The organism is Peribacillus simplex, assembly GCF_030123325.1.
GTDB lineage: Bacteria > Bacillota > Bacilli > Bacillales > DSM-1321 > Peribacillus > Peribacillus simplex_D.
The window spans coordinates 2,117,904-2,140,852 of sequence record NZ_CP126106.1; the positions used below are offsets into that span (position 1 = coordinate 2,117,904).

Consider the following 22,949-nt stretch of genomic DNA (forward strand, 5'->3'; position numbering starts at 1 on the left):
TAAAGAAGATCCAGTACAGAAATTAGTTCGGCAATATTGACAAATTTCAAAAAAATGGATACACTTTAGTAAAAACCGGACGTTCGGTATTTTTTATTAGGAGGCGAATAAGTATGGCGAAAAAATATAATTCACAGGCAACAATTGAGACCATTTTGTCTGTATCCGCAAAACTTTTCCTGGAAAAAGGATTTGATAAAACGAGTATAAAGGATATTGCTGAAACTGCAGTAATATCAAAAGGGGCTATTTACCATCATTTTCAATCGAAGGATGAAATCATAAATGCAGTTACGGAAATGCAGGCACAAAGCGTAGAAAATATGATAAAGGGTTGGTTATCTGAAATGGGGTCTTGTACTGGAAAAGAAAAGCTAATTACTCTTTTGCATAAGAGCTTTTCCAGCCAAGAGTCGCACTATTTGGACGATGTGATGGCTTCACGCATAAAAAGTCCAGAATTTGTAGTGTCATATATGCAGGACTGCGTAAACAAAGACTCTGCACTCATTGCTGAAATCATAAATGAAGGAATAGTAGACGGCTCACTTATTACTGATTTTCCCGAAGAGTGTGCTGAGGTTTTTTTACTATTGATGAATATTTGGTGTGACCCTGTTGTATTTAAGTGTAACCATGCCAAATTAGGAATGCGTTTGAAATTTTTGCAACACATGATGAAATCAATCGGAATGGATATATTGAATGATGATTTGCTTGTCAAGATAAAAGAATTATTGCAAAGGTTATATCCTGAGGAGAACAAAACGAATGAATAATATTTATGTTGTAAAAGTCGAGAACCTTACAAAAACCTTTGATGGAAATGAAGTAATAAAAAATTGCAATATAAATGTGCAAAAAGGTACTATTTATGGTTTTTTAGGTGCAAATGGAGCTGGAAAAACAACGATATTTAAAATGCTGTCTGGCTTGCTGACACCGACAATGGGGAAAGCACAAGTTTTAGAAATGGATGTTATGTCTCAAAGAAGTGAAATTTTAAGAAATATAGGAACGATCATTGAAACTCCAATATTTTATGAACATTTATCAGCGACTGAAAATTTAGAGATACACCTTGCCTATATGGAAGCCGATGACACGGATATAGACTCTGTTTTAACTAAAGTCGGATTAAACAACACAGGTAAACAGCCTGTCTCAAAATTCTCACTTGGTATGCGTCAACGATTAGCCATTTCAAGGGCTATCATTCATAAACCTAAATTGTTGATTTTAGATGAGCCCATTAACGGACTAGATCCAATTGGAATTAGAGAAATGAGAGAATTTTTCCTTGATCTTGTTAAAAATCAAGATATGACCATATTGATTTCCAGTCATATTTTATCGGAAATTGAGCATATTGCCGATACCATTGGAGTGATTGTAAACGGCACTGTTATACGAGAGGTTTCTTTGGCAGAAGTGAAGGCACAATCCCCGAATGGTCTTGAAGATTATTTTATGGATATAATGACCAGGAGGATAAGCAATGGTAAACCTTATTAAATTGGAATTAAGAAGAAACAACATCCGTACCTATGTAATTGCCAGCATTATTATTGCCATAGTCATGTTAGGTTTCCTCTATCTTTTTGCCTATGCGCCAAAGCTAGAGCCAAACGATAAAGATTTAGAGATTTTTTTAGGATATAACAATCTGATCCCTTTGTTTGGGGTATTAAATATGGCGGCTTTTTGCGTCCTATCGGCTGTTATGTATTCTAAATTTATAGTTGAGGATTATTCCGGAAAGAGACCCATTTTACTTTTTTCATACCCGATTAGCAGAAAAAAGATCTTATTTTCAAAATTAAGTGTTGTTTGCATATTTACAATTTTTTCTATGATTACTAGCAATCTCATTATTTTTTTGATATTTAGTACAACAGAGAAAACTATGAATCTTGTAAGTGGAGACTTTACGGCTGCTATTATGCTACAGGCTATAAAAATTACAGTTGTCATGGCCATTATAGCCGCAAGTATAGGAATTATAGCAACGGGCATTGGATTTATTAAGAAATCAGTTCCTACTACCATTGTTTCGGCTGTTCTATTGGCTTCGTTGATGTGCAATATTGTGGCAAACACCACTTCAAGTATGACGTTCATGTATTTATTCAGTTTGATTATGATATTTGTCGGAATCCTCTTTTCAATAAATCTGATACACAAAGTAAATCTTATGGAGGTAGAGTAAATGGAACAAAGAATTGAAAAGTCCATTGATCATATACTTGAAAGTGCTTCATCACAGCTTTATATTTTTAGTGTTGGTCTTGGAATAGTGCTGGTCATATTAGGAATTTCTCTAATTCTTGCTGGAAAGCGTTCAAAAGGAAAAATGGGTAAAACAAATACTGGTTTGATTTGTACGGTAATTGGTATTATCGCTATTGTGAGTGGAACTGTCCAAATGTAGATAAAGAAAAGGGGATAGTCAAATGAAACCTATTTTAATAGAAAAAACCCCTAAAAATATAACTGTTACATTAGATTCAAATCCTTTTACTCCTTCTGAAGATATTCGAGAGAAACATGACCTATTTTGGGAGGAACAAAAATTGTAAAATCCTTCTCTGAGGAACGGAGACGTATTTACGATTATTGAATTAAATAAATCGACTGAAGAACTTTGTGTGGTCGTGGCAAAGATAGACTACAAACACTACTTATATACTCTCCATCATTTGGATTGTGAGTATCCTTGTAAAGTGATTTACTCATGTGCTACTGTAATTACTAACGATAATTAAGGTGTATTTGGTCGAAAGAATAAAAGTATAATTGAAATGGGCTCGATAATGGACAAGATAAGTAGAAAATAATTAAACTTTTTTATAAAACCGAAATTTAAATCCGCTGTATTAGATTCCATTTTGATCAATCTTTTTTCAAAATGGAATCTAATATTTTGACGTAATATGAGGATTTGAGAGAGATTTTTGATCAAACTTATTTTCAAAGCTACACAGGCGGCTATTTCTAACAAACATTAAAGAACCGTCAATAGGCCTGTTTTTTGTACGAAAGAAGGATAGCCACCAAGTTTCGACGAATATATCAATATACTTTTTGGAGGTGTTGATATGGCGATTTGTTGTGGAGAGTGTCACGTTGAATTAAAGAGTGATGATTATGTCACATTAGATGAATTTAGCACGATGAGGCACACATATTGCGGTTATGATCTTATTGCCGATCTGATCAAAGACATTGGGACTTATCGAAATATCAAAACAAAGTATTGGTTTTCCCGTGAGCGTACTAAATGAAAATCGGGGAAATCTTGGAGTTAATTAAAACTGATACACCAGCGAATATAGCCAAAAAGGCTGATGTTCATCTTTCAGAAAAATTACTAAGAAAAGCATTGAAAAAAGCTGGTTATGAGTATAGAAATTCAGGCGAAAAAGGCTGGTATTTCGTTGGTGAAGGTGACGAAGAAACGGTACAAGAGCAGCTTATTTATGACTTTGCAACAGCAGGAAAATCAAAGGCGAACGTTTCAACTAATGTAAATAAAGAACCTATTAACGATACCAACCAAAGTTCTAACGTTGGCATAAAACGTGGTAAAGAACAGGTTAAACAAGCGAACGAACAATCAGCACCAACCATAGAACGAACCAACGTTATAAGAAAACGTTCTTCATTCGATATGGATGTTGAACTTATGAAGGAACTAAAAATACAAGCAATCATTCATGATAGGACGGTATATGAACTAGTTGAAAGTGCCGTAAGGCACTATTTAGCTGAATTAAAGGGAAAATGATGTGGCTTTGAAATAAAGTCACGATGTTTTTAATAAGGTTACACCGTTTTACCCCTTTGGATACTATCCTCTAAAGGGGTGTTTTTATGTCCAAAAGATAAAGTACATCTGAAATTTAAAAATGGATCAAGGGGATTTTTGAGTGGTAATAGAGTTGTTCCGTTAAAGGGCGCGATTCATTAATAAGAATTACTTTTTGTATGAAAACACATTAGTAAAAAAGCCATGCTAAAATAAACCCTCCATATTGTCATTTTTTTTTGATGGGGGTAAATGTACTATGTCGTTATTTTAACTGGTTATGCAGTTTGTTGTTCAGATGGAGCGATTGTATAGCCTTTCTTTTTTAGGTATTCGATCATTTTTAATTCTTTGTTATTTTGTTTTTCTTCAAGGTAATTTGAGCCTAGTTCATCATAAGGTTCTCCTGTTTTTAAGATGTTGTAAGCAATCGTCAATAGTAAATGAGCAGAAGCAATTCGTCCTTTCATTTTTCCCTGCCTTTTGGTAATCCTTTTTCGATGTGAAGCAATTCGATTATTTTGCCTTGATGTCGCTAATACACACTCTACGGCCATCGTTTTCAGAGCTTTGTTACCTTGTGTGGTTTTACTCGTTTTTTTTTTACCAGCACTTTCGTAATTTCCAGGACTCACACCAGCCCAAGAGGCAAGATGTTTAGCTGACTTAAATACGGACATATCAACCCCCATCTCCGCAATAAAAGTAGCTGCGGCAGCTTTGTTCACACCAGGTATACCATCCAATAATTCTACTTCCTTACGATAAGGGGACAGGAGTTGATCAATTTGCTTTTCCAATTCTTCTATGGTTTCTTCTAAATAACTCATATGCTCCCAATGGTAACGCAACATATCACGATGATGACGGCGAATACGACCATTAATTGCATGGGCAATGTCAGTAATACTTGCTTTTGTTCGCCAATCCACCATTTTTCGAAGACCATCGGTCTCTATTTTTTCACCGTTTAGAATCGCTTCAAGGATACGGCGTCCCGATACACCAAAAATGTCTGATAGAACGGATGTTAGCTTGATATTAGCATCTTGAAGAATTTTGTGAATGCGATTCTGCTCTGAGGTGCGATGATGAATCAATTTTTTTCGATAACGAGTAAGATCACGTAAATCACGAATATCCTCTGGTGGTACAAAATTGCTTTCAATAAGTCCGCATCTTAGAAGCTTGGCAAGCCATTCGGCATCTTTTACATCAGTTTTACGGCCTGGAACATTTTTGACATGCCTGGCATTGGCAAGAACAAGGTGAAAAGATCCTTCGAGTATATTCCATATTGGTTTCCAGTAGACTCCGGTACTTTCCATCACAACATCGGATACCTGAAGGGTAGCTAGCCAATCACTTAAAGCCAAGAGCCCCTTTGTTGTAGTTGAAAAAGTTTCAATAGAGGTTTTTGGCTTTTTATCTAATGGGCCAAATAATACACAGGCTACTACTGTTTCTTGGTGTACATCTAGGCCAGCACACCGTTCAATCATTGCTTCCATAGGGGAATCACCTCAAAAAAAGATTAACAATACATATGACAGGAGATTTGTTACAAAAATTTTTGTATACGTACTTGTAGTACACTAAATGGTTCTTCCATACTGTCACAACCAGTATCTTATACAGGGTATCTTCCTTAAGATCCACCAAAAAAAGTTCAGCCTGGTTGTATTGTTATCATCCATTATTGTCAAGGGGTTAATGGGTTAGACTCTATTTTTGAGTTTAGATTTTCGTAGTAGATGGTGGCGGCGAGGAGCGCCGCCATAGGAGTTTCTTATGGAACTAACGGGGCAGGATAGTTCCATAAGGAATACTGTTAAGTGACATTAAATTTAAAACATAATAAAGTTGTTTAAAAACGTCAGTCATGTTATTCCATTAAAGGGCCATTATATTGAATAACTTATTGTGGAAATTATGAAAAATTGAGATGATTATTATTAAGTTAAAGGGCAGTTTAGCGTGGCCACCGACCAACTAAGTGGTTACTTACACTCAATTATTGGAAGGAAAGTTTTATCCTTTCGCGAATTCATTATACATGCCGAAATTACGAAATTCGCAAAAAAATCGCGGTAGAGCATTGGAAAGAGCATTTTAATTTTCTATAACTCCATAGAGAGGTGATTACGCATGAATCAAAGACCGTCAGAAGAAGAATATGCCGGGGACTTCGGAGAGTATATCCGGTTGGTGCCGGATGGCAACATCATCGACATTCTGCTCGCCCAGGAAAAGCAAATGACCGAGCTGCTGGCATCGTTGACCGAAAGCCATGGCGCGTATCGGTATGCGGAAGGAAAATGGACGCTGAAAGAAGTCGTGGGCCACATCGCAGACGGAGAACGCGTCATGACCTACCGCCTGCTACTGTTCGCAAGAGGGGACCAGACGCCTCTGTCCGGTTTCGACCAGGAATTGTTCATGCCTCCTTTCGGAAGCTGGACAACCGCGCAATTGGCCGAAGACTACCGGGCCGTACGGCAATCGACGATCACACTGCTGCGCGGGTTACCGGCGGAGGCGTGGTCCCGCAAAGGCACAGCCAACAACGCAAGCATTACGGCGCGTGCCCTCGCGTACGGCATCGCAGGACACGAGATTCATCACATGGGGGTCATCCGAAATCGGTATTTGAGTTAGTTGTCCGGAAGATCGGGACGGAAGCTGCGCGGAAAACGCGGCTTCCGTTCTTTCTTTATGGCAGCCTTCCCGCCCCGTTCATAGACTGATATGAAGAGAGGACAAGACGGGTTGAAAAAAGCAGCAGCGATTGGTTGCAGACTGGATTTTGTCTAAAAATGAAAAGCAAATAATAATCTCAAACAAGAAAAAATCAAGGCCTCTTCGTTAAGCTAACGAAGAACGAGAGCTCAATACATCATACGAATGACAATAAGGATTGGTGGTTATTCCGCAAAAGGGCGCGATTCTTTAATAAGAATCGCTTTTCTTAATGAACTAACGGGTGCGTTAGTTCTATAAGAAGGATCCCCTTTTCTTTTTGCAGCTAAAAGGGCAGATTTATTCAACTAGGTTTATGATAGACTATAGATATCAATTGGATTTTTTTTCAAGGGGAGAATATATGAAATTTTGCGTAAATATCTCTATATAAATTGGCTATATTATCAGCTTATAGTAGGAGGTTCAAAAGTGGAATTATTATTTGGTATAACTATTGCAAATATTTTAATTGGATTTGTTCTGGCTTATATAACAAGAAATATGGAAAGTAAAAAAAGTACCAAAATTCAATCTTCAGTTTGGGGGATAATGTGTATAATTCTTATATTATGGTGGATATTTACTAAATGAATAAATGGGATATAGGAGTAGCATAAGAGAAAGTTGCCACCACTTTTTTTATTATTTAACTAAAGGGTGTGTTAGCTGAAGATCAGAGCTGTCTTTAAGGCGGCTTTTTCTTATGGCACTAACGGGGCAGGATAGTTCCATAAGGAATACTGTTAAGTGACATTAAATTTAAAACATAATAAAGTTGTTTAAAAACGTCAGTCATGTTATTCCATTAAAGGGCCATATTGTTGAACAACACCTAGATGTCTAGGTTAAAGTTTAGGAGAGATTGTGAAACTTTGTACTTAAAGTAACGGAGCAGGTTACTAAAAAAAGGATAACTGTAGTATAGTGTGGAAGTTAGAAGATGGAACATATCTAATAATAGCATGGGAGTTACGACTAAAGTCTTATATTTTATAAGTCTATAACTGTATTTACGGCTTAGTAAATCTTTGATACGCTTTTGATGGAAATAATTTCTTGTCTAAAGGAGATATCAATGTGAAGAAAATATTATTTGCAGTAGCATCATTCGTAATTATAGTAAGTATAGTCCTTAAATTTGGAATATCAGATGAATCAGAATATAAAATGTGTTTAGGGGCACAGGGAATTTCGAACACAATTGCCAAAGTATTTGGTGACGAAACAACTAATGCTTGTAATGAATAAAAATTGGTTATTTTTTCAAGTCGATTAACAGAAAAAATAAAAATTCTTTGTTCAACAAACGGGCGCGATTCTTTAATAAGAATCGCTTTTCTTAATGAACTCCCTCAGTTTAATAGATAATGCTCACGAATACTCGCTTATTCGCAGGATTTCAAACCACATGGTATAGGTTGCTTTAGATGAACGAAAGAGATAGGACCGTTTTGATAAGATGAGGGCAGATTGAAATAGGGGATCTGTTAAAAATCCCATATTATTACATATACTGCACGTATTCTCCACGCTGCCCCTGGAGGCTTTCCCTCCCATGTCTCAACGGGTCATAATCCTATGCCCTTTCATTCCTTCGTCATGCCTATCCAAGGGGTGAAGGCCGGTTTTGCTAACAGAACGGGTCATTGCCCTTTTGTTCATTACATCCAGTACTTCGTGCTTTCTTTGAAATCCTACGGATAAGCCAACTTTCGTTATATAACAATGTGAATGTAAATTTACGCTGCTAGTTGTTCAATTGAGAAGATCATTTCCGGTTTATAGGCAGAGCCATTACGAGCTATCCCTACTAGGACACGGGCGAGTTTTCCACAAAGTTTCATGATGGATTTCATTTTCTTAATCTTCTTCACTTTAACATTATTCGAGTGTAGGGCTTTAAACTCAGGGTTATTCATCACCAGACTCATGGTCGCAAGGAAGATGTAACGCCGCAGGCGTGATCTTCCACGTTTGGAAAGAACAATTTGGCCTTTCCACTTCCCAGAGCTTGCTTCAGCGAGATGCAATCCTGCATGACGAAGGAGCGCATTCCCGTGAGCGAACCCACTCAAATCTCCAGCTTCTCCTAAGATTCCCGCTAGTGAAATCTCGCTGATTCCTTTAATGGCAAGTATTTGCTTAACGAATGGAATCTGTTCCAAGACGTTTGTGACTTCTTGCGTCACTCTTTCGAGTTGGGATGAAGCGAGATCATATTCCTCTAATAACTGTCCCAAATGAAGTTTATACGCATCAAGGGCTTGTTTCGTACCAATTGAACGCTTGGCCAATACAAGCAGGGAACGGGCTTTTTTATGCCCGGAATGTCGCTTCATACATGATTTCCATCCGGTTACGATATCTTGAGGCTGTAAGGAACATAATTCAGCTGGGGTAGGAAAGAGGCGTAGGGTTGCGATTGCCCCTTTACATGATACGTCTTTAAACACTTGCCGGAGCTCGGGAAAGACAACATCCACCCAGCGATTAATTTGGTTGATGGAGCTAACAAGACGCTTAACGATCACATCTCGGTTAGCCATAAGGACACGAAGTTTTTCAAATGATTCTGAAGTGGAACGAACGAAGGCATAGTAGCCATTCTTCACCATATCAGCGATGACAAGGGCATCTTTTTTATCACTTTTGGATTGCGTATTATCACGATTTTCTTTGTTTCTTTTGACATGGTGAGGATTGACGGTGACGACATCCATGTTTTGTTTGACTAGCCACTTTGAAAGGTTTATCCAATAATGGCCGGTAGGTTCCATTCCGACTATCGTTGTGTCTAGATTTTTCATTTGTTTTAGTTCCTGGATCCAGTTTAGTAAGCTAGTAAAACCCTCCTCGTTATTTTCAAAAGAAAGGGGTTTCCCGACCACAATGCCCCGAAAGTTTACAGCACGGGCCACGTGTACGTGTTGGGCAATATCCACACCAACAACTAGATGTTGATCCGTAATTCTCTCAATTAGTTGATTTTGTTTGTTTTGCATTTTAAAATTCATAGTAGGGCTTCCTCCTTAAGATTTTGAGTTAGATTGGTCTCTATACTCGTATCTTACTGAGGGGCTCTATTTTTTTCAAACCTGATATTTAACGATCTACAGGAATGCTAACGGGTGCGTTAGTTCATTAAGGATCAAAAAAATGATCTTTTTTATAAAAGAATAATCCAATTAAATAGTATAAGGGCATGTATTGATTAATCTTTTTTCAAAACATGCCCTTTCTATTTATGCTGAAGAAACACCCTGTACTTACAGCAACAAACTATTTATTCTTACGTATACCTTCTAAAATGACATGTTTAAGTTCCGATGGGGAATCAGATCGAATCGCAATTTTTGAATATTCTTTTTGAATTCCCATGAACAGAGTAACTTTCACTGGTTTTTTTATGTATAAAATCATGTCCGGATAGACCTTAGCGAAATCGTGTACGATAAAATCTATTGTATCTTTCGGTATTTTCTTCTCTAGGATTTCAGGGTCCTCAATAATCAATTCAATGTTTTCAAATTGAATTTCGGCACGTTTTAACAATCCTAAAGAAATAAACATGGTCTGGTCATTCATATAAAGTGGATTTAATCGAGTTGTTTGAATATCTGCTAGGAAATAAACGACAGAGTAAATATTAAGAACCAACAATATTAGTGAGAGGATCGTCGATTTTTCATGAAGCCACAAGTGAATTCCTAACGTTTCAATCACAATCGCATGAATCATCATAATTTGAAAAGCAATGTAACTAGAATTTTTATAAAGAGTCATGCCAGGAGGTGGCGTCTTTTTCCAGCTGAAAAATGCATAATAAAGCATTAAAGCTTCTGAGCAAATCATATGAATAATTGGATTTTTCTTCACATACAAATTAACAGCTTGTGGAAAAGAAAAAATGACAGGCAAATTGCTAGATGAAACTTTCCCCACGATTTTTGGTAAATAACGTACAAACGTAACGATCAGTAAAACTTCAAAAACGATTAAAGCTGCTTCAATCGCAATTCCTGCCCAAGTAACTGCGGCGAAAGGTTCCAGGAGGTCATTAGGGATCAGAAATCTCGCTAAAAAACATCCCGTTGCTGAAAGAAGTATCCCCATTTTAATTGTAAATTTTCGCTTATATAACATAAAAAGTATAGGTAACAGAATCACTAAATCTAATAGCGAGCCTAAAACGATTCCATTAGTTTCTGCTGGTAATATACCATTGCCCACATTTGTGTTATATATAGCGAAGTTACTACATAGGATCAATCCAATCATTAATAACCAAACGCTTTTACCTTTTTTTATCAGAACCATTAGCTGTTCTCCTTCACAATAACGTGTAGTTTTTCTAGTATGTTCGTAAACTGTTTCAAATCTTCTAGAGACAACTGTCCATAAACCTCTTTATTAATTTCATCTTCCAAAGAGGCTAAATCGTTGAAATATTGATTGGCTTTATCAGCTAGATTCAAGACAATTTCACGACGGTTCTTCGGATTAATAAACCGTTCAACATAACCTTTATTTTCCAATTTATTTAGTATTTGACTTACTGCACTTGTTGAAACATTTAACTTATCTGCTAAATTTTTTGTTGAGGTAACACCTATTTTTATTAATTCCAGTAACAATACTTGCTTTGCTGTTAGTTGATTATCAATCTTGTTCTCAAATTTTTTTGCTAGTTGGATATTTAATTTGTTTTGTAAAACGTTAATTTGATTAATATAATTATTTTTCATTTTAAATAATAACACCTCACTTAATAATTAAGATGACTTAACTATAAAGTCCGTTTAATAAAATGTAAATAAAAAAATGAGTATCCTTTTTACTGAGAATGACGTTTTTTAAAACTGAATGATTAGTAAAAATAGATTAAAACAAACGTTTTTTGGAAATTATTTTTTAAATATAAAAATCTGCATAAACGAGAAAAACGGAAAGTGAACGAGCCCTTGTGTACAAAGGGCCTGTTTTTTGTAGGTTCCTTAAAGTCACATTATGGTAACTAAGTTTTTACATATCTGTTTGGTCATTAAAGAGTAGTTTTAAAATAAAGTCGTACCATTTTGAATAAAGTTTAATCGTTTATAATAATGATAAACCGAAATCAATACTTGATTTTGGTTTTCCTTAATGAACTAAAGGGGCAGGATAGTTGCATAACGGGTCTGGAAAATATAGGTTAGTAAAGTTATATTCTTAAACATAAACTGAATTCACCGGAGGGGAAATATGGAATTGTTTATTGGAATAGCTCTTATACTTATTGTATTTTTTTCATCAAGTATTATTGAAAAAAGATTAAAGAATATAGAAAAACAAAACAATCGTGTAATAGAAATTTTAGAAGAAATTAGAGATAAGAAATAAACGTTCTTTAACTAACAGGTTTCTCTTATGGAACTAAACCAGCTAATAGTTTGTCAATATTTTTCATTAAAAACTAAAAATCCTTCATGCTATACTAAAAAAGGGTATACCTAATAACCCTCCATTTTCTTATAATTGGAAGGTTTTGTGTTATTTAGTTAGATATAGGTTTTATGCTATATCTCGGAAAGTCGTTTTGCTTTTTAACAGGGCAAAAATCCAATGTAAGAGCTTGTTAACACATGCGATTACAGCTACTTTAAAAGGCTTTCCTTCTTCACGCTTCTTGTCGTAAAACTCACGCATTCTTTTGTTGCGAGGGATGACTTCATTAGTCGTTTTCTTCTTGCGACAATCACGGATAGCACAACGAACTGCCATATATAAGGCATGGCGAAGTCTGCTAGATCCTCGTTTTGTGATCCGATTCTTGGTGGCAGTAAACTTACCAGATTCGAATACACTAGGATCAATTCCAGCGAAAGCTACAAGCTTCTTAGGATTGTTAAATCGATCTATCTCACCAATTTCAGAAATAATCGTTGCCGCGATCTTTTCTCCGATACCTGGGATAGATTTGATGATATTATATTCTTCAACTTCTTTTGCGAGAGCATCTATCTCTGTCTCTAACTTGGATAGGTGCTCTTTGTATTGAAGAATGATGTTTATAAATATACTAAGACTCAAAATATGACTCTGATACAAAGTCTTTTCAAACGGATTTCGGTTTGCTGCAGCTTTGAGTTCAATAGATTTTTCATTAGCCCATCTGTATGAGCGACTTTTACATAATTGAGCGATTTTGTCAGCTATTGTTTCTAAACTTGCCTCTAATATGTCTTCAGATGAGGGAAACTCTGAAAGAGTTAAGAGTGATACTACTGAATATAAGTCACCGAAAACCCCTCTATATTCGGGGAAGACTTGGTCCAAAATGGCTTGAAATTGTAGCTTTGTTTGGATCAATACGCCAGTTATATTCTCGTGCTGTCTTGTAAGATTCCGAAGGTTTAATAGTTGAACTCCACGTTTTTTATATGGCTCTAGGTCTTCTTTATAAAACAGCTCGCAGAGATGGTAAGCATCAACCGCATCTGTCTTTACTTTCCTAAGACTTGAACTTTTAGCCTTATAAGAAATCAGTGGATTAATGATGATCAATAAATACCCACGGTCCTCCAAGTATTGAACAACAGAGGAATGATAATGTCCTGTTGCTTCAAGGATGAGAGGTGGTTTCTTACCTGTTTCTCTCTTTACTTCATCCAGAAATTTTTCAAGTAAACCAAGACCCTCAACAGTATGAGAAACTTTAAAACTCTTACGATATGGTTTGCCTTTATCTAAAAATGCCTGAACTTGACTTTCCCCTTTTGAAACATCCAGACCAATGACTGGATTCATTCAAACTCCTCCTCCTAAACTAATAATTTGCCAGTACCCCTAATTCCTCCATGCAGTGTCACAGCTTCGCTTGTTATACGAGATCTAAGTCCCAACCAGCCTCAATCATGTTTCTACAAGTAGGGGGGCGAACGGTTTAGTTGACGGGGTCAAAGCCCCATGGGCAGTTACGTTCTACCCTGGCTACTGTTATAGTAAAACCAAATAAAAAATGGTCAACCAGAAATATCTGGCTGACCTTATAATACGAACGGGGCAGTTTAGTTGAATAAGGATTCGTATTATTTTTTTAAATGAATACCTTGTATTATAAAGTAATATAGATTATATTAATACCAGGAGGTGGAAAAAATGGAAGTAAATAAGGAAGTGTTAAAAGGTCATATAGACACACTGATCCTTTCACTTTTACATAACAGAGATATGTATGGTTATGAATTAGCCAAAATCGTTCGAGAAAAAAGTGATGACCAATTTGAATTAAAAGAAGGTACGCTTTATCTGTCTTTAAAGAGATTAGAAAAGAATAAATGGATTTCTTCATACTGGGGGGATGAGCAAGGACCAGGAGGAAGAAGAAAATATTACAAACTTACATCAATGGGGGAAGAAGGATTTGAAGAAAAGCGTTTGGAATGGGAATTTGTTAGAGATGTGATTGATTCGTTTTTAGATGGGGGGAGAAAAAGATGAAACAAATTGAAGTATTCGTTGATGAGGTTTATCAAGGGGTAGGTGGTAACGAAAAAGAAATCAAAGATTTAAAAACAGAAATGAAAAATCATTTACTAGAAGCTGTCTATGAATTGAAAAAAGAAGGAAAATCGGAGCAAGAAGCTATTGAAATTGCAATTGATCGATTTGGTGGAGAAAAAGAAATTCGTTCTGTTGTCGGTCAATTGTTTCAGGCACAAAAAATATTTGCTAAAAGAGTGCTTTATATAGCTTTTACATTTCTTTTACTTGGAATAATAAGTTTCTTTTCTTTAGGTTTATTTGAATATCAACACTACCAAAACGTTGAAAAGGTAGGTAATGAAATTCTGGGTAGTTTAGGTACTCTAACAACTATATCTAATGATACAAAAGAAATTATGGTAACAAGTGTAGAGGATAATACGTTAATTTATGGAATAAAAGTAAACTCCGATAACTCCAATTCAGATTTTGAATTTTCTGAGGACAGACAGGAAACGAATCCATTTATGAAACATTTCAATACTGGATTTAGTAATAAAGATTGGTCTGTTGAAATGGAAATTTCAAACTTTGATGATTTAACTTATGGTTCATTATTCATTGGATTAGTGGTTTATTGGGTGTTATTTACTATTTGGGCAACGATCAATGCTTATCATCATAGAGGATTAAATACTGGTTGGATTATTGCATTTGCTTTATTAAATGTTGTAGGGTATCTGTTTTTCCGTGTTGGAAAGGGGATAAGAAATGAAACAAATTGAATAATAAAACGGAATTTCTTAATGAACTCCCTCAGTTTAATAGATAATGCTCACGAATACTCGCTTATTCGCAGGATTTCAAACCACATGGTATAGGTTGCTTCAGATGAACGAAAGAGATAGGACCGTTTTGATAAGATGAGGGCAGATTGAAATAGGGGATCTGTTAAAAATCCCATATTATTACATATACTGCACGTATTCTCCACGCTGCCCCTGGAGGCTTTCCCTCCCATGTCTCAACGGGTCATAATCCTATGCCCTTTCATTCCTTCGTCATGCCTATCCAAGGGGTGAAGGCCGGTTTTGCTAACAGAACGGGTCATTGCCCTTTTGTTCATTACATCCAGTACTTCGTGCTTTCTTTGAAATCCTACGGATAAGCCAACTTTCGTTATATAACAATGTGAATGTAAATTTACGCTGCTAGTTGTTCAATTGAGAAGATCATTTCCGGTTTATAGGCAGAGCCATTACGAGCTATCCCTACTAGGACACGGGCGAGTTTTCCACAAAGTTTCATGATGGATTTCATTTTCTTAATCTTCTTCACTTTAACATTATTCGAGTGTAGGGCTTTAAACTCAGGGTTATTCATCACCAGACTCATGGTCGCAAGGAAGATGTAACGCCGCAGGCGTGATCTTCCACGTTTGGAAAGAACAATTTGGCCTTTCCACTTCCCAGAGCTTGCTTCAGCGAGATGCAATCCTGCATGACGAAGGAGCGCATTCCCGTGAGCGAACCCACTCAAATCTCCAGCTTCTCCTAAGATTCCCGCTAGTGAAATCTCGCTGATTCCTTTAATGGCAAGTATTTGCTTAACGAATGGAATCTGTTCCAAGACGTTTGTGACTTCTTGCGTCACTCTTTCGAGTTGGGATGAAGCGAGATCATATTCCTCTAATAACTGTCCCAAATGAAGTTTATACGCATCAAGGGCTTGTTTCGTACCAATTGAACGCTTGGCCAATACAAGCAGGGAACGGGCTTTTTTATGCCCGGAATGTCGCTTCATACATGATTTCCATCCGGTTACGATATCTTGAGGCTGTAAGGAACATAATTCAGCTGGGGTAGGAAAGAGGCGTAGGGTTGCGATTGCCCCTTTACATGATACGTCTTTAAACACTTGCCGGAGCTCGGGAAAGACAACATCCACCCAGCGATTAATTTGGTTGATGGAGCTAACAAGACGCTTAACGATCACATCTCGGTTAGCCATAAGGACACGAAGTTTTTCAAATGATTCTGAAGTGGAACGAACGAAGGCATAGTAGCCATTCTTCACCATATCAGCGATGACAAGGGCATCTTTTTTATCACTTTTGGATTGCGTATTATCACGATTTTCTTTGTTTCTTTTGACATGGTGAGGATTGACGGTGACGACATCCATGTTTTGTTTGACTAGCCACTTTGAAAGGTTTATCCAATAATGGCCGGTAGGTTCCATTCCGACTATCGTTGTGTCTAGATTTTTCATTTGTTTTAGTTCCTGGATCCAGTTTAGTAAGCTAGTAAAACCCTCCTCGTTATTTTCAAAAGAAAGGGGTTTCCCGACCACAATGCCCCGAAAGTTTACAGCACGGGCCACGTGTACGTGTTGGGCAATATCCACACCAACAACTAGATGTTGATCCGTAATTCTCTCAATTAGTTGATTTTGTTTGTTTTGCATTTTAAAATTCATAGTAGGGCTTCCTCCTTAAGATTTTGAGTTAGATTGGTCTCTATACTCGTATCTTACTGAGGGGCTCTATTTTTTTCAAACCTGATATTTAACGATCTACAGGAATGCTAACAGGTGCGTTAGCTGAAGATCGGAGCTGTCTTTAAGACAGCTTTTTTTGTATGAAAACACAATAGTAAAAAAGCCATGCTAAAATAAACCCTCCATATTCTCATTTTTTTGATGGGCGTTAATGTACTATGTCGTTATTTAACTGGTTATGCAGGTTGTTGTTCAGATGGAGCGATTGTATAGCCTTTCTTTTTTAGGTATTCGATCATTTTTAATTCTTTGTTATTTTGTTTTTCTTCAAGGTAATTTGAGCCTAGTTCATGATAAGGTTCTCCTGTTTTTAAGATGTTGTAAGCAATCGTTACTAGTAAATGGGCAGAAGCGATTCGTCCCTTCATTTTTCCTTGCCGTTTGGTAATCCTTTTTCGATGTGAAGCAATTCGATTATTTTGCCTTGATGTCGCTAATACACATTCTACGGCCATCGTTTTTAAAGCTTTATTTCCTTGTGTGGTTTTACTCGTTTTTTTTTACCAGCACTTTCGTAATTTCCAGGACTCACACCAGCCCAAGAGGCAAGATGTTTAGCTGACTTAAATACGGACATATCAACCCCCATCTCCGCAATAAAAGTAGCTGCGGCAGCTTTGTTCACACCAGGTATACCATCCAATAATTCTACTTCCTTACGATAAGGGGACAGGAGTTGATCAATTTGCTTTTCCAATTCTTCTATGGTTTCTTCTAAATAACTCATATGCTCCCAATGGTAACGCAACATATCACGATGATGACGGCGAATACGACCATTAATTGCATGGGCAATGTCAGTAATACTTGCTTTTGTTCGCCAATCCACCATTTTTCGAAGACCATCGGTCTCTATTTTTTCACCGTTTAGAATCGCTTCAAGGATACGGCGTCCCGATACACCAAAAATGTCTGATAGAACGGAAGTTAGCTTGATATTAGCATCTTGAAGAATTTTGTGAATGCGATTCTGCTCTGAGGTGCGATGATGAATCAATTTTTTTCGATAACGAGTAAGATCTCGTAAATCACGAATGTCCTCCGGTGGAACAAAATTGCTTTCAATAAGTCCGCATCTTAGAAGCTTGGCAAGCCATTCGGCATCTTTCACATCAGTTTTACGCCCTGGAACATTTTTAACATGTCTGGCATTGGCCAGAACAAGGTGAAAAGAACCTTCAAGTATATTCCATATTGGTTTCCAGTAGACTCCGGTACTCTCCATCACAACATCGGATACCTGAAGGGTAGAGAGCCAATCACTTAAAGCCAAGAGTCCCGTTGTTGTAGTCGAAAACGTTTCAATAGAGGCTTTTGGCTTTTTATCTAATGGACCAAATAATACACAGGCTACTACTGTTTCTTGGTGTACATCTAGGCCAGCACACCGTTCAATCATTGCTTCCATAGGAGAATCACCTCAAAAATAGATTAACAATACATATGACAGGAGATTTGTTACAAAAATTTTTGTATACGTACTAGCAGTACACTAAATGGTTCTTCCATACTGTCCCAACCAGTTTCTTATACAGGGTATCTTCCTTAAGATCCACCAAAAAAAGTTCAGCCTGGTTGTATTGTTATCATCCATTATCGTCAAGGGGTTTATGGGTTAGACTCTATTTTTGAGTTTAGATTTTCGTAGTAGATGGTGGCGGCGAGGAGCGCCGCCATAGGAGTTTCTTATGGAACTATCGGGGGCAGGTTAGTTCATTAAGGAAATGTGATTTTATGTTAAAATATGTAAGGGGATTGTGGTGGTTATTTAGGACAACGATTTTCAATTAATACGATGATTAAAAAGAAGAAAGCAAAATACTCATTTTCTTGCTAGATATACAAGCAAAAAAACAAATCGTGTGATTGCTAATTCGCGTCTCTCCCGCACAAAACATTTCTTAAAAATTTAACCGGAATTCCTTAACAACCATTTATACAAACATATCCTTATATAAATAACAAACAAGGGAGAGATAAGTATTTTTTTATACGTTTATGAAGCAGGAATTATACTGGGAATTATTATGTATGGACTCACCTATTTATTTTTGAGAAAGATAGAGGACAGAACTCAACTTTTACTTCTATTCTCGCTAGGCATATTGATTTTAGTGTTTTCAATTTTTGTGATTGGTGGGTTCGAGGGGATGCCGTATGGTGTATTGAGCCTTGGTGTATTGACACTGGCGGTTCTATACTTTTTCTTAATGAGGTATTCCTTAGGAAGGAAAATTCTCTTTATTGGGGTTCCATTAATCATTGCTCTTCATATATTATTCGTATTTATCAATCAAGTTGACTACCGGGTAGTGGATAAAGAGAGACTGACGACGGATGATGAAATTGAGAATTATATTGGAATAATTGAGAAAGATACATCGATTGTCGGTTACAAAAAGTTTAAAGGAGGAGAAGGGGAGGACTTTTTATTGATAACAATGGGTGGTGAAAGAAAGGGAAATACCATTGAAGTGTTGGAAGTGAAAGAAGATAGTGAAAAGACTATCATCCGCATTCGGACATCTTATAATAAAAACCCTGAGCCAAATCCGTATATAGCTGTAGCACTTACTCGTATAAAATCAAAGATAGTCATTTTGGATACTGATGGAACAAATTATGGAGATGGTATATTCGATTAAACCTTTATATTTTTTTTTCATACTTGGATAGTTCCTAGATATGAATTGATGTATGAGTTGACGTTCGGTGTAATCTTTTAGACCAGTTTTACTCCTGCCTTTGATCCTTTTCTGCTTGCATTTTACACAAGAAAAAGTATCAAACACTCTTTATGAAATAAATCCTTTTGTTCGACTAACAGGTGCGTTAGCTGAAGATCAGAGCTGTCTTTAAGGCAGCTTTTTCTTTATGGAACTATCGGGGCAGGATAGTTGAAGAAGGAATTTGTATTTACTTCTAGAATATACATAATTAGGTAATTGGAAGGTGGGAACTTAAATGGATAAGGGCAGTATTTTCGCCCTGCTCGGCTCCAATGGGGCGGGCAAGACAACGGTTGTCAAAGAAGATTACTTACGGAATAATGGTGACTTTGAATTTGATAAAACCGAGAATAAACGTCCGATGAACATATGGCTCTATGCTAAGTGCTGGACATTTCTCGATTCTGATCACCCAGAACAGGATGTGAGTCATCTTTTGATTGCCAATATTCAGTCTCTTTGATGCATCGAACACGCTTTCAAGCATTGATAACAAAAGAGAATTTGTAGAACAATAGGGCTGATAAAAAAGTAAAGAGAGGGAAACCAAATGAAAAAGATTACAACGGGACAAAGCAACACTGGCTTATCCGAAACAGGGCTACGCAGAATGCGCGACGTGCTGGCACGGCATGTCGAGTCCGGGAAGATTCCAGGGCTCGTCGCCCTGGTCAGCCGGTACGGTGAGACGCACGTCGAAGCGATCGGCACGATGCGCCATGACGGTGGCGCGCCGATGCGCCGGGACACGATCTTCCGGTTGGCGTCCACTTCCAAGCCGCTCGCGGTCGCGTCGGTGATGATCCTGCTCGACGAGTGCAAGCTGCATCTGGACGACCCAGTAGATACCTGGCTGCCCGAACTCGCCGACCGGCAGGTGCTGAAACGGGCCGACGGCCCGCTGGACGACACCGTGCCGGCACGGCGGCCAATCACCGTACGGGACTTGTTGACCTCCACGTTCGGGCTCGGAGTGGATATTACGTTGATGGGCTCCCCGATCCAGAACGCGATCTTCGAGAGTGGGATATACGACACGCCAGGGGCGGAGTTGCCCGAGCCGGATGAGTGGATGCGTCGCCTGGGCACACTCCCGCTGAGCTACCAGCCCGGAGAGCGGTGGCAATACCACGTCAGCAACGAAGTACTCGGCGTGCTCGTCGCCAGAGTCACGGGTCAGACGTTCGAGACGTTCCTGCGCGAACGTATCCTCGATCCGCTGGGGATGAAGGACACTGGTTTCTACGTGCCCGCCAACAAGATTGACCGGCTGCCGCCCGCCTTCAACCCCGATCCGCAGACCGGAGAGTTCATCGTGTGGGACGAGGCCGCAGGCGGACGCTACAGCCGACCTCCAGCGTTCCAAGCAGGCGGCGGTGGGCTGCTCTCAACCGTCGACGACTATCACGCGTATTTACGGATGCTGCTGAACCAAGGGATGCACGGGACCGAACGGATCCTGTCCCGGCCCGCCGTCCAGCTGATGACCACCAACCGCCTCACGCCCGAGCAACAAGCCGCCCGAGACGCCCTGGCCAAAAACAACGTCCATTTGTCGCACGGCCAAGGGCAGCACGGCGGCTGGGGCTTCGGGATGGCGGTGCGCACCTACCGTGGTGACTACGCGTCCATCGGCCAGTTCGGCTGGGACGGTGGAACCGGCACCACGACGTACGCCGACCCGGACAAACAGCTCACCGGAATCCTGCTCACCCAGGTCGGGATGTCCACCCCGGATTCAGCGCGGCTTATCCACGACTTCTGGACCATGGTCTACCAGGCAATCGAAGACTGACACCGAGCCCGCGCCTGGTACGCCCGCCCTCAACCCACGACACCCAACGGTCAGCCCCCTGGCGGCCGATTGGAAGCAAAAGTTGCCTTTAAAACATGCTCTTTCTATTTATTCATTTATCAAGGTTTCTTGGATTAATTTGATCAAACTTTGTTTCAAATCTACATTAGTTAAGAAGGTTAGACCTAAATTTTGATTTACCTTTATAAAACAAAAAAGCCCCTCTCGATTATGAGAAGGGCCTTTTAAGTTGGAATAGTGGAGTAGCTGGGTAATATTATTGTCTTCCAACCAAATACATTTTATACCAATTTAATAAATAAAACCTCTCTATAAAGAGGGCTTACCACTAAACCCCATTTCTTTGTAAATTGTTTGCATCCATTTTGGAATAATAAAAGGAAAATTAGCTTATGTTGGAGGGTTCTGGTTGCTACTGGAACCATCATGCTGTGGCTCTGAAATAAAGTCATGATGTTTGTAAAAAAGATGGGATGTTTAAAATAAAGTCGCGACGTTTATAAAGACAATTTTCTGAAAAAACAGGTGCGTTAGCTTAAGATAAAAACTGTCCTTTAAGGCAGTTTTTTCTTTATGGAACTAACGGGGCAGGATAGTTCCATAAGACAAATATTAAAATTTCCCTTAAATTACATAAAAAGGTACAATTATTTAAAATAGTGAAAGATAGATGAGGGATTTGTTTTGATAATTAGTCAAACCAGGAATTTTAAATCGGTCGCTAAATTAAATAAATATGTACACGATTTACATTCAAATTTATACCCTAAATACTTTAAGGAATATAACTATGAGAATGTGAAGGAAGTTTTCAAAAGTCTGATTAATAACGAAAGTTTCATTTTCCTTTTGTTAGAAGATAACGAAGAAGCACTTGGCTATGCTTGGATAGAGATAAGAGAATATCCGGAAAATGCTTTTAAAAAAGGATATAAGTCTTTTTATGTACACCAGATTAGCATAGTGGATACAAAGAGGAATAAGGGTTATGGTTCAAGTCTTATGGAATGTATATATGAAATTGCGAACGATCGAGGAATAGATTTAATAGAATTAGATTATTGGTTTGAGAACAGTGTTGCAAAGGACTTTTATAAAAAGCAAAATTTTATAAAGTACATAGAGTTTGTTTATAAACAGTTGTAGTTTCTTGTTTTAACTACGGGGCAGTTCAATTGAACAAAAAATATAATATTAAATAGTAATTATCATAAAAATTTAAATAAAGGGTGTGCATCTCAGATGGAAATTACCATCAAAAGAACACGTTTAACTGAAGTAGATATGTTGTTGACTATTCAGAAAAAGGCTTTTGCAGAAGACTATAAGTTATACCAAGATCACGATACAACTCCTGTAAATGAGACACCTGAGAAATTAATCGAAAATATAGAACACGCTATTCATTACACAATATGGTTAAATAACAACATTATCGGTGGAATAGATCTCCGTAAAAAAGAAAATATAATGTTATTAGACAAACTATTCATAGCAAACGAATATCAAAATAAAGGTCTTGGAACAAAGATAATGAAATTAATTGAGGCTGAATTTCCATTGATAAAAATTTGGCGTTTATATACTCCATATTTAAACAAAAGAAATCAATATTTTTATGAGAAATTTGGCTATGAAAAAATAGGAGAAGTTCAGCTAACTGAAATGCTTTTGTTATTTAAGTATGAAAAATGTATTTAATTAAAGGAGAATTTAAAGTACATAAAAGGGACATAAGATGAGTTTCTTGTTGAACTAACGGGTGCGGCAGTTTAATGAAAAAGTGAGGAAAATAAAAAAAGCACACAATGGTATGAGTTCAATATCTAAA

At 37.7% G+C, this 22,949-nt stretch carries 26 protein-coding genes; 18 read left to right on the top strand and 8 right to left on the bottom strand.

Annotated features, from left to right (window positions below):
• Positions 1–113: 113 nt before the first annotated feature.
• From QNH43_RS10135 to QNH43_RS10165, 7 genes are all read left to right on the top strand, one after another.
• Entirely contained in the window at positions 114–779 is a 666-nt protein-coding gene (locus QNH43_RS10135) for a TetR/AcrR family transcriptional regulator (RefSeq protein ID WP_283917717.1), read from the top strand.
• Positions 772–1,515, top strand: a complete 744-nt coding sequence (locus QNH43_RS10140; protein ID WP_283917718.1) for an ABC transporter ATP-binding protein — start codon at positions 772–774, stop codon at positions 1,513–1,515. Before QNH43_RS10135 ends, QNH43_RS10140 begins: the two co-directional genes overlap by 8 nt.
• Complete coding sequence (locus QNH43_RS10145; protein ID WP_283917719.1) at positions 1,499–2,209, top strand: ABC transporter permease; 711 nt, start codon at positions 1,499–1,501, stop codon at positions 2,207–2,209. The genes QNH43_RS10140 and QNH43_RS10145 overlap by 17 nt, the downstream gene beginning before the upstream one ends.
• Entirely contained in the window at positions 2,210–2,431 is a 222-nt protein-coding gene (locus QNH43_RS10150) for a hypothetical protein (RefSeq protein ID WP_283917720.1), read from the top strand.
• 22 nt (positions 2,432–2,453) lie between these two features.
• Positions 2,454–2,579: a hypothetical protein gene (locus tag QNH43_RS10155; protein WP_283917721.1), complete on the top strand. Its 126-nt coding sequence runs from the start codon at positions 2,454–2,456 to the stop codon at positions 2,577–2,579.
• Between the two features lie 519 nt (positions 2,580–3,098).
• Entirely contained in the window at positions 3,099–3,284 is a 186-nt protein-coding gene (locus QNH43_RS10160; RefSeq protein WP_063236568.1) for a hypothetical protein, read from the top strand.
• Positions 3,281–3,787: a hypothetical protein gene (locus QNH43_RS10165; RefSeq protein WP_283917722.1), complete on the top strand. Its 507-nt coding sequence runs from the start codon at positions 3,281–3,283 to the stop codon at positions 3,785–3,787. Before QNH43_RS10160 ends, QNH43_RS10165 begins: the two co-directional genes overlap by 4 nt.
• A gap of 299 nt (positions 3,788–4,086) precedes the next feature.
• Here QNH43_RS10165 and QNH43_RS10170 read toward each other — a convergent pair whose 3' ends face one another.
• Positions 4,087–5,319: an IS110 family RNA-guided transposase gene (locus tag QNH43_RS10170; RefSeq protein WP_283917723.1), complete on the bottom strand. Its 1,233-nt coding sequence runs from the start codon at positions 5,317–5,319 to the stop codon at positions 4,087–4,089.
• 637 nt (positions 5,320–5,956) lie between these two features.
• On the opposite strand from QNH43_RS10170, the gene QNH43_RS10175 reads away from it, so the two are divergent.
• The 3 genes from QNH43_RS10175 to QNH43_RS10185 all read left to right on the top strand — a co-directional run bounded on the left by QNH43_RS10175 (position 5,957) and on the right by QNH43_RS10185 (position 7,798).
• Entirely contained in the window at positions 5,957–6,466 is a 510-nt protein-coding gene (locus tag QNH43_RS10175) for a DinB family protein (RefSeq protein ID WP_283917724.1), read from the top strand.
• 513 nt (positions 6,467–6,979) lie between these two features.
• Complete coding sequence (locus QNH43_RS10180) at positions 6,980–7,141, top strand: hypothetical protein (RefSeq protein ID WP_275730236.1); 162 nt, start codon at positions 6,980–6,982, stop codon at positions 7,139–7,141.
• Positions 7,142–7,627: 486 nt separating this feature from the next.
• Positions 7,628–7,798, top strand: a complete 171-nt coding sequence (locus QNH43_RS10185) for a hypothetical protein (protein ID WP_283917725.1) — start codon at positions 7,628–7,630, stop codon at positions 7,796–7,798.
• 491 nt (positions 7,799–8,289) lie between these two features.
• Here QNH43_RS10185 and QNH43_RS10190 read toward each other — a convergent pair whose 3' ends face one another.
• From QNH43_RS10190 to QNH43_RS10200, 3 genes are all read right to left on the bottom strand, one after another.
• On the bottom strand, positions 8,290–9,564 hold the full coding sequence (locus tag QNH43_RS10190; RefSeq protein ID WP_283915879.1) for an IS110 family RNA-guided transposase: 1,275 nt from the start codon (positions 9,562–9,564) through the stop codon (positions 8,290–8,292).
• A 265-nt stretch (positions 9,565–9,829) separates the two neighbouring features.
• On the bottom strand, positions 9,830–10,867 hold the full coding sequence (locus QNH43_RS10195; protein ID WP_283917726.1) for a beta-carotene 15,15'-monooxygenase: 1,038 nt from the start codon (positions 10,865–10,867) through the stop codon (positions 9,830–9,832).
• On the bottom strand, positions 10,867–11,295 hold the full coding sequence (locus QNH43_RS10200) for a MarR family winged helix-turn-helix transcriptional regulator (protein WP_283917727.1): 429 nt from the start codon (positions 11,293–11,295) through the stop codon (positions 10,867–10,869). Before QNH43_RS10200 ends, QNH43_RS10195 begins: the two co-directional genes overlap by 1 nt.
• Before the next feature lie 496 nt (positions 11,296–11,791).
• On the opposite strand from QNH43_RS10200, the gene QNH43_RS10205 reads away from it, so the two are divergent.
• Complete coding sequence (locus tag QNH43_RS10205; protein ID WP_187049253.1) at positions 11,792–11,929, top strand: hypothetical protein; 138 nt, start codon at positions 11,792–11,794, stop codon at positions 11,927–11,929.
• Between the two features lie 171 nt (positions 11,930–12,100).
• Here QNH43_RS10205 and QNH43_RS10210 read toward each other — a convergent pair whose 3' ends face one another.
• Complete coding sequence (locus tag QNH43_RS10210; RefSeq protein WP_283917728.1) at positions 12,101–13,336, bottom strand: IS110 family RNA-guided transposase; 1,236 nt, start codon at positions 13,334–13,336, stop codon at positions 12,101–12,103.
• Between the two features lie 351 nt (positions 13,337–13,687).
• On the opposite strand from QNH43_RS10210, the gene QNH43_RS10215 reads away from it, so the two are divergent.
• The gene (locus QNH43_RS10215) at positions 13,688–14,029 is read left to right on the top strand and encodes a PadR family transcriptional regulator (RefSeq protein ID WP_061466360.1); all 342 of its coding nucleotides are present in this window, start codon (positions 13,688–13,690) and stop codon (positions 14,027–14,029) included.
• Entirely contained in the window at positions 14,026–14,799 is a 774-nt protein-coding gene (locus QNH43_RS10220; RefSeq protein WP_283917729.1) for a permease prefix domain 1-containing protein, read from the top strand. Before QNH43_RS10215 ends, QNH43_RS10220 begins: the two co-directional genes overlap by 4 nt.
• Positions 14,800–15,217: 418 nt before the next feature.
• On the opposite strand, the gene QNH43_RS10225 is transcribed toward QNH43_RS10220, so the two are convergent.
• The 3 genes from QNH43_RS10225 to QNH43_RS10235 all read right to left on the bottom strand — a co-directional run bounded on the left by QNH43_RS10225 (position 15,218) and on the right by QNH43_RS10235 (position 17,981).
• Complete coding sequence (locus QNH43_RS10225; protein ID WP_283915879.1) at positions 15,218–16,492, bottom strand: IS110 family RNA-guided transposase; 1,275 nt, start codon at positions 16,490–16,492, stop codon at positions 15,218–15,220.
• 257 nt (positions 16,493–16,749) lie between these two features.
• Positions 16,750–17,028: a hypothetical protein gene (locus QNH43_RS10230; RefSeq protein ID WP_283917730.1), complete on the bottom strand. Its 279-nt coding sequence runs from the start codon at positions 17,026–17,028 to the stop codon at positions 16,750–16,752.
• Positions 17,029–17,033: 5 nt separating this feature from the next.
• Positions 17,034–17,981, bottom strand: a complete 948-nt coding sequence (locus tag QNH43_RS10235; protein WP_283917731.1) for an IS110 family RNA-guided transposase — start codon at positions 17,979–17,981, stop codon at positions 17,034–17,036.
• A 607-nt stretch (positions 17,982–18,588) separates the two neighbouring features.
• On the opposite strand from QNH43_RS10235, the gene QNH43_RS10240 reads away from it, so the two are divergent.
• The 5 genes from QNH43_RS10240 to QNH43_RS10260 all read left to right on the top strand — a co-directional run bounded on the left by QNH43_RS10240 (position 18,589) and on the right by QNH43_RS10260 (position 22,819).
• Complete coding sequence (locus QNH43_RS10240) at positions 18,589–19,218, top strand: YesK family protein (RefSeq protein WP_283918331.1); 630 nt, start codon at positions 18,589–18,591, stop codon at positions 19,216–19,218.
• 319 nt (positions 19,219–19,537) lie between these two features.
• Positions 19,538–19,765, top strand: a complete 228-nt coding sequence (locus QNH43_RS10245) for a hypothetical protein (RefSeq protein WP_283917732.1) — start codon at positions 19,538–19,540, stop codon at positions 19,763–19,765.
• An 87-nt stretch (positions 19,766–19,852) separates the two neighbouring features.
• A complete protein-coding gene (locus QNH43_RS10250; protein ID WP_283917733.1) occupies positions 19,853–21,097 on the top strand; it encodes a serine hydrolase domain-containing protein in 1,245 nt (414 codons plus the stop codon).
• Between the two features lie 705 nt (positions 21,098–21,802).
• Positions 21,803–22,264, top strand: a complete 462-nt coding sequence (locus QNH43_RS10255) for a GNAT family N-acetyltransferase (RefSeq protein WP_283917734.1) — start codon at positions 21,803–21,805, stop codon at positions 22,262–22,264.
• A gap of 96 nt (positions 22,265–22,360) precedes the next feature.
• On the top strand, positions 22,361–22,819 hold the full coding sequence (locus tag QNH43_RS10260) for a GNAT family N-acetyltransferase (RefSeq protein WP_283917735.1): 459 nt from the start codon (positions 22,361–22,363) through the stop codon (positions 22,817–22,819).
• Positions 22,820–22,949 lie beyond the last annotated feature (130 nt).